This window comes from Candidatus Megaera venefica, from assembly GCF_034554655.1.
Taxonomy (GTDB): Bacteria; Pseudomonadota; Alphaproteobacteria; order Rickettsiales; family Rickettsiaceae; genus Megaera_A; species Megaera_A venefica.
Genome location: NZ_JARJFB010000073.1, coordinates 1 through 9,397 on the forward strand (window position 1 = coordinate 1; position 9,397 = coordinate 9,397).

At 34.6% G+C, this 9,397-nt stretch carries 11 protein-coding genes and 1 tRNA gene; 8 read left to right on the top strand and 4 right to left on the bottom strand.

The window, feature by feature from the left end; translation table 11 throughout:
- From Megvenef_RS05275 to Megvenef_RS05290, 4 genes are all read right to left on the bottom strand, one after another.
- Positions 1–328, bottom strand: a 328-nt coding sequence (locus tag Megvenef_RS05275) for a transposase (RefSeq protein ID WP_322776028.1), incomplete at its 3' end; no start/stop codon positions are given.
- Positions 329–470: 142 nt separating this feature from the next.
- Positions 471–770 carry a nucleoside triphosphate pyrophosphohydrolase family protein gene (locus Megvenef_RS05280; RefSeq protein WP_322776935.1) on the bottom strand — a complete coding sequence of 100 codons (300 nt, stop codon included), beginning with the start codon at positions 768–770 and terminating at the stop codon, positions 471–473.
- 377 nt (positions 771–1,147) lie between these two features.
- On the bottom strand, positions 1,148–2,323 hold the full coding sequence (locus Megvenef_RS05285; RefSeq protein WP_322776936.1) for an acetyl-CoA C-acyltransferase: 1,176 nt from the start codon (positions 2,321–2,323) through the stop codon (positions 1,148–1,150).
- 44 nt (positions 2,324–2,367) lie between these two features.
- Positions 2,368–3,264, bottom strand: coding sequence for an alpha/beta fold hydrolase (locus tag Megvenef_RS05290; RefSeq protein ID WP_322776937.1), 897 nt, complete (start codon positions 3,262–3,264; stop codon positions 2,368–2,370).
- A 331-nt stretch (positions 3,265–3,595) separates the two neighbouring features.
- On the opposite strand from Megvenef_RS05290, the gene Megvenef_RS05295 reads away from it, so the two are divergent.
- From Megvenef_RS05295 to Megvenef_RS05330, 8 genes are all read left to right on the top strand, one after another.
- The gene (locus Megvenef_RS05295; protein WP_322776943.1) at positions 3,596–5,092 is read left to right on the top strand and encodes an Npt1/Npt2 family nucleotide transporter; all 1,497 of its coding nucleotides are present in this window, start codon (positions 3,596–3,598) and stop codon (positions 5,090–5,092) included.
- Positions 5,093–5,170: 78 nt separating this feature from the next.
- The gene (ppa, locus tag Megvenef_RS05300; RefSeq protein ID WP_322776938.1) at positions 5,171–5,695 is read left to right on the top strand and encodes an inorganic diphosphatase; all 525 of its coding nucleotides are present in this window, start codon (positions 5,171–5,173) and stop codon (positions 5,693–5,695) included.
- 90 nt (positions 5,696–5,785) lie between these two features.
- A complete protein-coding gene (gene murJ / locus Megvenef_RS05305) occupies positions 5,786–7,318 on the top strand; it encodes a murein biosynthesis integral membrane protein MurJ (RefSeq protein WP_322776939.1) in 1,533 nt (510 codons plus the stop codon).
- On the top strand, positions 7,302–8,030 hold the full coding sequence (locus tag Megvenef_RS05310; RefSeq protein ID WP_322776940.1) for a TraX family protein: 729 nt from the start codon (positions 7,302–7,304) through the stop codon (positions 8,028–8,030). Before murJ ends, Megvenef_RS05310 begins: the two co-directional genes overlap by 17 nt.
- A gap of 73 nt (positions 8,031–8,103) precedes the next feature.
- Entirely contained in the window at positions 8,104–8,277 is a 174-nt protein-coding gene (rpmG, locus tag Megvenef_RS05315) for a 50S ribosomal protein L33 (protein WP_322776941.1), read from the top strand.
- Between the two features lie 13 nt (positions 8,278–8,290).
- Positions 8,291–8,635: a 30S ribosomal protein S16 gene (gene rpsP / locus Megvenef_RS05320; RefSeq protein ID WP_322776942.1), complete on the top strand. Its 345-nt coding sequence runs from the start codon at positions 8,291–8,293 to the stop codon at positions 8,633–8,635.
- An 80-nt stretch (positions 8,636–8,715) separates the two neighbouring features.
- Positions 8,716–8,790: transfer RNA gene (locus Megvenef_RS05325), tRNA-Thr, on the top strand.
- A gap of 279 nt (positions 8,791–9,069) precedes the next feature.
- Positions 9,070–9,397, top strand: a 328-nt coding sequence (locus Megvenef_RS05330) for a transposase (RefSeq protein WP_322776028.1), incomplete at its 3' end; no start/stop codon positions are given.

The following is a 9,397-nucleotide window of genomic DNA, read 5'->3' on the forward strand; positions in this document are numbered from 1 at the left end:
CTTCAGACACATCAAGATCTTGCTGCAAATATTCATAACCACAAAAATATTGCCAATAAATATTTTCCTTTAGCTCTTCCTCCGTAAACGAATCAGAACCGTTGTACATAGCTTGAAGCATTGATAGTGCTAGCATTACTCTATGATCTTTCTTATTTCTACCAAATTGCTTGATTTCAATGTTAGGCAATGCTCTGGCTTCAAGTTCAGACCAATTTACTAAATCCCTTAGTTTATATAACTTGTTTTTAGGATTTAGTTTTGTAGATAATTTCTCTTCAAATAACCTTTCTTGTTTTTGGAGAAAAGTAATATTTTCTATAGGCATAATTTTAAAATCCGTAAGCTTTATGCGGTAATTATACCATTTTCTTATGGATTTTGTAAGCTGTTTATGACATGAAACCCCTTGTTAATTCAGGCGGGGAGAGTTTTGACGGAGGGACTATCTAACTAGCCTCTAGGCTACTTTAATTTTGAACTGGAAATTTTTTAGGTATTACTTTCTCTAGGTCTATATTATACTGATGCGCTAAAATTAAAGCATTTCCCACAACACTTACAATATCTCCTTCAAATTTCCTTTTAAGCTCACTTTCAGATAGTGTTGGTTTCTCGGACCCCCGAAGTTCGAGAAAGCTGCGCGTCAACTCACCTAATTCCTCTTGAAGTTTAAAAAGATAAAACACATCATCACGATTGATATGGTTCTTATTAGCGAACTGGCTCCATGCTTTTTCACAATGTAATGCGGCTTCTTTTAAATTCATTTAATCTCTCTCCTATTTTTAGATTCTGTAAACATTTCTAAAGTAATGATACCAAAAATTTAGCATGCAATCGATCATATCCTAACATCTATTATTGCCTTCTTCAAGCGCGCAAACGCTTCAATAGACCTCTTGCATAACCCATAAATAAGCGAGGAATTTTTAGAGAAAATGTAGATAAGCATCGCAGCGTATTTAATATACGTGAGAAGCGAAAACAAGTTTTTTTGACAAAATTACCGCTCAGAATAAGATTGTGCAAGAGGTCTAATTAATTGGCAAAGCAACTCTGGTAGCAACGCTAGAACTCCAAATTATTTATACAGTTTTGGCTAGTTCATGACCTTGGCTAGGTAAGCAGAGATCCTATAGAAAACTCAAACTAGCTCTAAACACATAGCAATCCCCATACCGCCACCAATGCATAAAGTAGCAAGTGCTTTTTTGGCAGCAGATCTTCTCATTTCATGCAGTAAGGTTACCAAAATTCGTGCTCCACTTGCACCAATAGGATGGCCGATGGCGATAGCTCCACCGTTGATATTCACCTTACTAATATCCCATTTCATTTTTTGATTAACATATTCAGCCTGAGCGGCAAATGCTTCATTAGCTTCAATTAAATCAAGATCTTCAACATTCCAACCAGCTTTTTCAAGAGCAAGTTTGGATGCCGGCACAGGACCAGTCCCCATAATAGAAGGATCCACACCACAACTAGCATAAGATACTATTTTTGCTATAGGCACTAATTTATGTTTTTTTACGGCTTCTTCCGAAGCAACAAGAACACAAGCAGCACCATCATTAATGGTCGATGAATTACCAGCTGTAACGGTGCCATTGGTTTTAAACGCAGGCTTTAGCTTAGCAAGGCCTTCCATATTTGAATTTCCTCTAATCCCCTCATCCTGGTCAAATATAAAACTCTCTTTCTTTTTGTGGATTTGAATAGGAATAATTTCATTTTTAAATTTTCCACTTATCTGAGCTTTTGATGCTTTTAGCTGTGAGCTAAGCGCAAGTTGGTCTTGGGCCTCGCGACTAATATTAAATTTTTCTGATATATTCTCGGCAGTAATACCCATCATTTGACCAGAAAATGCATCCGTTAGGCCGTCATACATCATAAAATCAGTAAGTTTTATATCACCAAATTTACTCCCACCACGCAAATAGCCTCCATGCATGCCAAGCGACATATTTTCCTGACCGCCAGCAAGAATTAAATCAGCTTGGCCCGCTCTAATCGAGTTCGCAGCTAACGCAACTGCCTTTAGGCCAGAGCCACAAACTTTATTGATAGTGGTCGCAGGCAGCTCTATTGGCATACCGGCATGAATTAAAGTTTGGCGAGCTGGATTTTGTCCAGATCCTCCCGTAATCACCTGACCTAATATAATTTCGTCAAATAACTTTGGATCAAGCCTACTCTCAGCCAATATTGCTTTTACGACCTCCGAGCCGATCAAAGGAGCCGACATTTCTGAAAGCCCTCCTAAAAAACTACCGACGGCTGTTCTTCTGGCATGTGTTATGTAGACTTCTTTCATAAATTTTCTCCATCGATCTTTATATTATTACTAGTCTGTTTCAATCATTTAAAATCCAAAGCAGTTTTTAGCCAATTATTATATTGTTGCTGAAATTTCAAACTAGGAGATACTAGATACGCAACATGCCCTCCGTCCACTTCTATAACTGTAGAGTTTTTTATCATCTTTTGCAAAGGAACTATTGAACTATAAGGAACTATTTGATCTTTCTTAGCGTAAATAATACAGGTGGGAACATTGATTTGCTTTGGATCTACAATTGACCCATTCACTTTCCATTTCTTATTGTAGATTATATTATTCAAACAAAATTCTTCGATAATTTGCAGATAAAGTGATTTTGGAATTGAAATACCAGATTGCAGCCAATCTTCGACACGAAGAAATAATTGTCTTGAATCAGGAGATAAAGCAAAATACTTATCTATTTTCTCTTTGTACTGCGAAGGGAACATCAAGAAAAACATTATTTGAACATATATTTTGGGTATTAAATCACTTTCTTTTATAGCGCTTTCAAGGCCACAATTTTCAAGAATCAATCTAAGATTACCAAAATGAGAGAAATCCCATGGCGTAGTTAATAACGACAAACTACTGATACTAAGTCTAGTTTCAAATTGACCTAGTGTACCACAATTCAAGTGCTGGGTTACTGCAACACATATGTTCCCACCTATACAATGCCCGATAAGATGAATATTTTTCTGATTATTTTTTCTAACGAAATTTATTATTTTTTGTAATTCGCGAATCAAATCTTCAAGCTTGAGCTGGATATAAGTCTCTTTCCAGTTTACAAGATATACTTCACCTTGTTGGCGTAAATTTTCTACAAAATTATTCTCTCCTGATAAAAATAATATTTCTGGAGAATTAAAAATTGACGGAACAATTAGAAATGCATCATTCCTTGAACCTAATGATTCATATTTCATGAGGTTCGCTACCTCAGAATTATAGGTTACTGCTAATGATAAAGCAGAATATCTAGGACTAGTTTTTGATTTTACAAATTGATCGTATTCGAACTTGTATTGATCATATTTATCTAAATCATAACTTAACATAACAAAATAGCCAGTTTATACCAATTCAATTGAAAACAAATGTTGACTCCTTGGACTTATAATGATATATTACGCCGCAATATTTTCATCGTACTGCCGTATATTCAAAGTGCTATAAGTTATAGCTCATACTATTGCAGACCTACGACTAGAAATTACTTTTTAAGTTTTTTTTTTGTCTATAAGTGTTTTGCAAGCAATGTCTGATAAAGAGCCTAAACCTTTCAATAAGATACGCAACATATTTTGGCCAATACATAGGTCAGAACTTTCTAAGTTTGTCCCTATTTCAGCTTTAATGTTCTGCGTTATATTTAACCAAAATGTTTTAAGAATCTTAAAAGACAGTATCTTAATTTCTGAAGTAAGCGCAGAAATTACTAGTTTTAGCAAGGTTTATGTCGTGACACCAATGGCAGCAATATTTGTTATTGCTTACGCTAAGCTAATAAACCACTTACCTATTCACAAAATATTTTATTATTTGGCCGCATTATTCACCGGGTTTTACATTATATTCGCTTTTATAATATATCCAAATATTGATTTTTTCCATATGGATAGACAGACACTTGCCCACCTAATGGAAAATCACCCACATTTGAAATGGTACATAGCCACGATTGGCAACTGGAGTTACGTTATTTTTTACTCTTTTTCTGAATTATGGCCGAATATATTTTATATTTTAATGTTTTGGCAAATTGCCAATGAAATTACCAATACAAATGAAGCAAAGCGTTTTTATACATTATTTTCTCTATTTGGTAATTCCTCACTAATTCTGGTCGGTTTTATGATGATGAACTTGTCATCTGATAATAGCGTTATTAATAAGTTATTTACTGTATCTGATAGCAAAATCACGCTAATTCAAGTCTCGGTTGCAATGGTTACAGTTGCTTCTATCTTATCGTGCTTGCTCGTTCGTTATATTTCAAAGAATTTTAGCAGCACCTATTCCAACATGCCCGTAGGACGAATTGATAAGTCCACCAGGCCAAAGATGGGAATCATCGAAAGTTTTAAGTATATAGCAAGATCAAAATACTTGTGGTTAATGCTAATATGCTCTGCTTCATTTGGACTCTCTATGAATCTAGTAGAGGCCGTATGGAAAGCGAAGATCAAAGAATTGTATCCCACCGTTAACTCATATGCTGAATTTAATAGCTTATATATACTATGGACTGGAGTGGCAATAATGGTTATGACGATTATTGGTAATAATGTCATGCGTAAAAGCAGTTGGTTTGCAGCAGCGGTAATTTCACCCATAATTATTCTGATTACTGGTACAATTTTCTTTATTTTAGTAGTTTTCGATGATCACATAATGAATTTTTTTGATGGCGCAATCCTCATGTCTCCACTAGCTCTAGCAGTATTTGTTGGAGCTATTCAGAACATTTTATCAAAGGGCTCAAAGTACTCCATCTTGGATACATCAAGCCAAATGTTGTATATCCCTCTTGACCAAGAGCTTCGTACTAAAGGAAAAGCTGCTGTAGACGTAATTAGCCCTAAAATTGGTAAATCTGCTAGCGGACTTGTTCAATCAATGATCTTTACGATATTACCTATGGCAACTTATAACTCCATAGCAGCGCCGTTAATGTTCATTTTTATCGTAGTTTGTGTATTATGGATTTACGCAATTCGAAAAGTCTATTTCGAATATCAAAAAATAGTATAGCCGTTTTGATCAAAATATCGTATAAATCTTTAGCCTTAGACTAATAGGTCTAAAAACCATAATATGGAGTTATTTGATATGTTTATTGATAAAGTTGCTGCAAAAACAAAGGATGGAGATTTTAATGTTATTATTGAAATTCCGATGAATGATAACCCCGTTAAATATGAATTCGACAAAGATGTTGGAGCAATAGTTGTCGATAGATTTATGCAAGTTTCTATGTCATATCCATGCAATTATGGGTTCATTCCTCACACTCTTTCAGATGACGGCGACCCAGCGGATGTCCTTGTTATTACTCATCACCCCGTTGTACCAGGGGCTATAATCAAGGTTCGTCCAGTTGGTGTATTGATGATGGAAGATGAATCTGGTATGGATGAGAAAATTTTGGCAGTTCCAGTATCAAAATTAGACATAACTTTCGATTCTATTAAGGATATTAATGATGTTTCTGATATGCTAAAACGAAGAATAACTCATTTTTTTGAACACTATAAAGAGTTAGAGAAAGGTAAATGGGTGAAAGTGGTTGGTTGGGAAAATGCAAAAAAAGCAAATCAAATTATTGATGAAGCGCTTGCAAGAGTAAAACTATAATTACCTTCATGTTAAACTTTAATCATAATTATTCGTGACTGCCTTTGCATAAAGCTGTTATTTAGCAACACTTAAACTCAAGACTAGTCTATGCTTTTAAGATCAGGAATTATCGTTGCATTTTTTACTCTTTTATCAAGATTTTTTGGCCTTGCTAGGGAGTTTTTTATAGCTGCTACATTTGGCACCTCAGCAATTGCCGATTGCGTTAATGTCGCGTTTAAATTTCCCAATTTATTTAGAAGAATATTTGGTGAAGGAGCCCTATCTGCTGTCTTTATCCCAATGTTTAGCGAGAAACTTGTTAACTCACAAGGTGAAGCAAAAAATTTCAGCGGCAAGATATTTACTCTACTGATGATTACCCTTATCACATTGACAATAATTGTCGAAATTCTAATGCCTTATATTGTCTTGCTAATTGCTCCTGGGTTTTATCTTGAAAACGAGAAATTTGAACTAGCAGTAATATTATGTCGCATTACCACTCCTTATTTAATATTCGTATCTATCACGGCTCTATTTGGTGGCATGCTTAATTCTGTAAAGAAATTTGCCGCTTTTGCCTTTGTTCCGATAATTATGAACGTTAGTGTAATTGTAGTTACATACTATCTCCAAGAAAACTATACAGCTCATTACAGCATAGCTTATTCATTAATAGTTGCTGGAGTACTACAAGTAGCCTTCATGGTATTTTGTTTGTACAAATCTGGCCTTGGTTTTCCTATAATATTTGCTCCTAATGAAAAAGAAGTAACTCAATTAGTCAAGAATATGGGACCAGCAACACTAAGTTCTGGAGCACAACAACTTAACCTTTTTATCTCTGGTGCTATTGCTAGCTTCTTACCAGGAGCTGTTTCTATTTTATCTTATGCAGACCGTTTATACCAGTTACCTTTGGCACTAATCGGCATTACCTTTGGCACAATTCTACTTCCCGAGTTATCACGAATATATAAAAAAAGAAACTATAATGAAGCTAACTATTTGCAAAATAAAGCCCTGCAAATTGCTTTGTTACTTTCCGTTCCTTCAATGGTTGGTTTATTCGCTTTATCAAAACCAATTATTCACCTAATTTATGAACGCGGAAAGTTTTTGCCCGAGGATACAATACTCACAGCCGAAGCGCTTGCTGCATTCTCACTTGGTCTACCGGCCTTTGTCATAGCTAAAATTTTAACGCCAATATATTATGCTAATTTGGATACAAAGACTCCATTACGTATTACTCTCTACTCGCTCGTAATTAATACAATTTTGAATATCGCACTGATGATTCCCTTTGGTCATGTTGGAATAGCTATAGGCGCTTCAATTGCAGCTTGGATTAATGCTTGGCTTTTAAATAAATACGCAAAACAATATGGAGACTTTAAAGTAACCTATGAAACAAAACTATTTGCTTTCAAAGTAATTTTCGGTTCTTTTTGTATGTTAGTATTCATTAGCTCTATTATGTATTATTTTGGCGACCTATTTTACTCGAACAAATTTAGTATAAAATCGGCAACATTACTTGGAACTATCACATTTGGAATAGCTATATTTTTGGCAATTTCATATCATTTAAAACTACATATAGTACTTTTGAAAAAACATGATCCGAGTTTCTAACTATCAAGATCTTTTAAAGGTTATAGCTCTAACCTGCATGATCATTGATCATATTGGATTATATTTCCTCCCTGAAACTTGGATACTACGAGCTATTGGGCGCTATGCGTTTCCAATATTTTGCTTCTTTGCAGGGTTTAATTTTAAGAACAGTTTAAGAGTCAAAACGCTTATCTACGGCGTAGCACTATATTTATTTACTACTACTTTAATATTCCAAGAACTAATAGAAGCAAATATTTTGATCTCTATTTTTATTGGCTATGTATATCTGAGTATTTTTCAATCACGCCTGGTATTATCAAATCTAGGGTTTTGGCAAGCTTATACACACTTCATTGTTTTGGCTTGCTGTTTTCCACTAACTGGCCAATTTTTTGAATATAGCACTCTTGCTATTGCTATGATGGTTCTTGGCTATTCTGTAAAAAATAACCTTATACCCATCCGTATAGCTGCTTTTACAACAGCATACACATCGTCTTTATACACTATAATAATATATTTTGATGACTTCAAAGCGCCTGAATTTATCGTAACAGCAATTGTAACTGTCGCAATATATTTTTCTCTAACATTCAAAAACTTTCATCGGGTAAATAACCTTAGACTTACAATAATCAGCAATAATTTATTATCCATATATTGCATTCATTTAGTAATAATTATGGTAGTTTGGAGATATTCCATTATAGGCTTATTTTTGGCTTGACTAATCGCTGCCTTGGGTATATCTTACGCTCTAGTATTTTAGATGAATGTTTTAAAATAAGGTTAGAAAGGTTGTGTCTAAGAAGAAAAATAAGAACTTACTAGTAAAATTAGTTAGCACCGCAGGCACAGGTTATTTTCTTGTGAAAAAGCGTAATCCAAAAACTTTGACAGAAAAATTGTCATTTAAAAAGTACGACCCAAAGGTGCGTAAGCATGTTGAATTTAAAGAAGAAAAAATTAAATAGAGTTTCGTAGATTATGGCAGTTAAAATTCGTTTAGCAAGAGGTGGAGCAAAAAAACGTCCTTACTACAGAGTAGTAGTGGCAGATGCTAGAGCTCCGAGAGATGGAGCATTCATTGAAAAAATTGGAACATACAATCCATTGCTAAAGAAAGGAGACGAAAACCGCGTTACTTTAAAAGCTGAGCGTATTGAGCATTGGTTAGCTCATGGTGCACAACCTACTGATCGGGTAATTGGTTTTATAAAAGAAGCAGGAATTAAATTACCAGAATCAATTCTTAGAAAAATAGATATAAGAGCGAAAGCTCATACAACGAAACCTTCGAAAAAAGAATTAAAAGAACAAGCATCTAAGTAAGATGTTTATTTAGAAGTAAGCTTTTTGAAATAGATTTTTTGTAGGAAATTTTTAAATTATACAAAAAAGCACTTCCCCTCGCCGGATTAGCTCAACGGTAGAGCAACCGCCTTGTAAGCGGTAGGTTGTCAGTTCAAATCCGACATCCGGCACCACTTAAATCCACTATTTTTTTATAATATTTAGCTGTAGTTTGGCACAAGAAGTATTTATATTTCACATGTCGAATAGGCAAACATCTTCATGAGCAGGCGTTCTTTATGAGATTGTCAAATCATCTCAAACTCACTTCACCGAACCTAAATAACCTCAACTAGTCCCTCCGTCAAAACTCTCCCCGCCTGAATTAACAAGGGGTTTCATGTCATAAACAGCTTACAAAATCCATAAGAAAATGGTATAATTACCGCATAAAGCTTACGGATTTTAAAATTATGCCTATAGAAAATATTACTTTTCTCCAAAAACAAGAAAGGTTATTTGAAGAGAAATTATCTACAAAACTAAATCCTAAAAACAAGTTATATAAACTAAGGGATTTAGTAAATTGGTCTGAACTTGAAGCCAGAGCATTGCCTAACATTGAAATCAAGCAATTTGGTAGAAATAAGAAAGATCATAGAGTAATGCTAGCACTATCAATGCTTCAAGCTATGTACAACGGTTCTGATTCGTTTACGGAGGAAGAGCTAAAGGAAAATATTTATTGGCAATATTTTTGTGGTTATGAATATTTGCAGCAAGATCTTGATGTGTCTGAAG

Coding starts and splice junctions, on each gene's coding strand:
- Megvenef_RS05295 (WP_322776943.1), top strand. CDS start 3,596: ATGTCTGATAAAGAGCCTAAACCTTTCAATAAGATACGCAACATATTT.
- rpsP (WP_322776942.1), top strand. CDS start 8,291: ATGGCAGTTAAAATTCGTTTAGCAAGAGGTGGAGCAAAAAAACGTCCT.
- Megvenef_RS05285 (WP_322776936.1), bottom strand. CDS start 2,323: ATGAAAGAAGTCTACATAACACATGCCAGAAGAACAGCCGTCGGTAGT.
- ppa (WP_322776938.1), top strand. CDS start 5,171: ATGTTTATTGATAAAGTTGCTGCAAAAACAAAGGATGGAGATTTTAAT.
- Megvenef_RS05280 (WP_322776935.1), bottom strand. CDS start 770: ATGAATTTAAAAGAAGCCGCATTACATTGTGAAAAAGCATGGAGCCAG.
- Megvenef_RS05310 (WP_322776940.1), top strand. CDS start 7,302: ATGATCCGAGTTTCTAACTATCAAGATCTTTTAAAGGTTATAGCTCTA.
- Megvenef_RS05290 (WP_322776937.1), bottom strand. CDS start 3,264: ATGAAATATGAATCATTAGGTTCAAGGAATGATGCATTTCTAATTGTT.
- murJ (WP_322776939.1), top strand. CDS start 5,786: ATGCTTTTAAGATCAGGAATTATCGTTGCATTTTTTACTCTTTTATCA.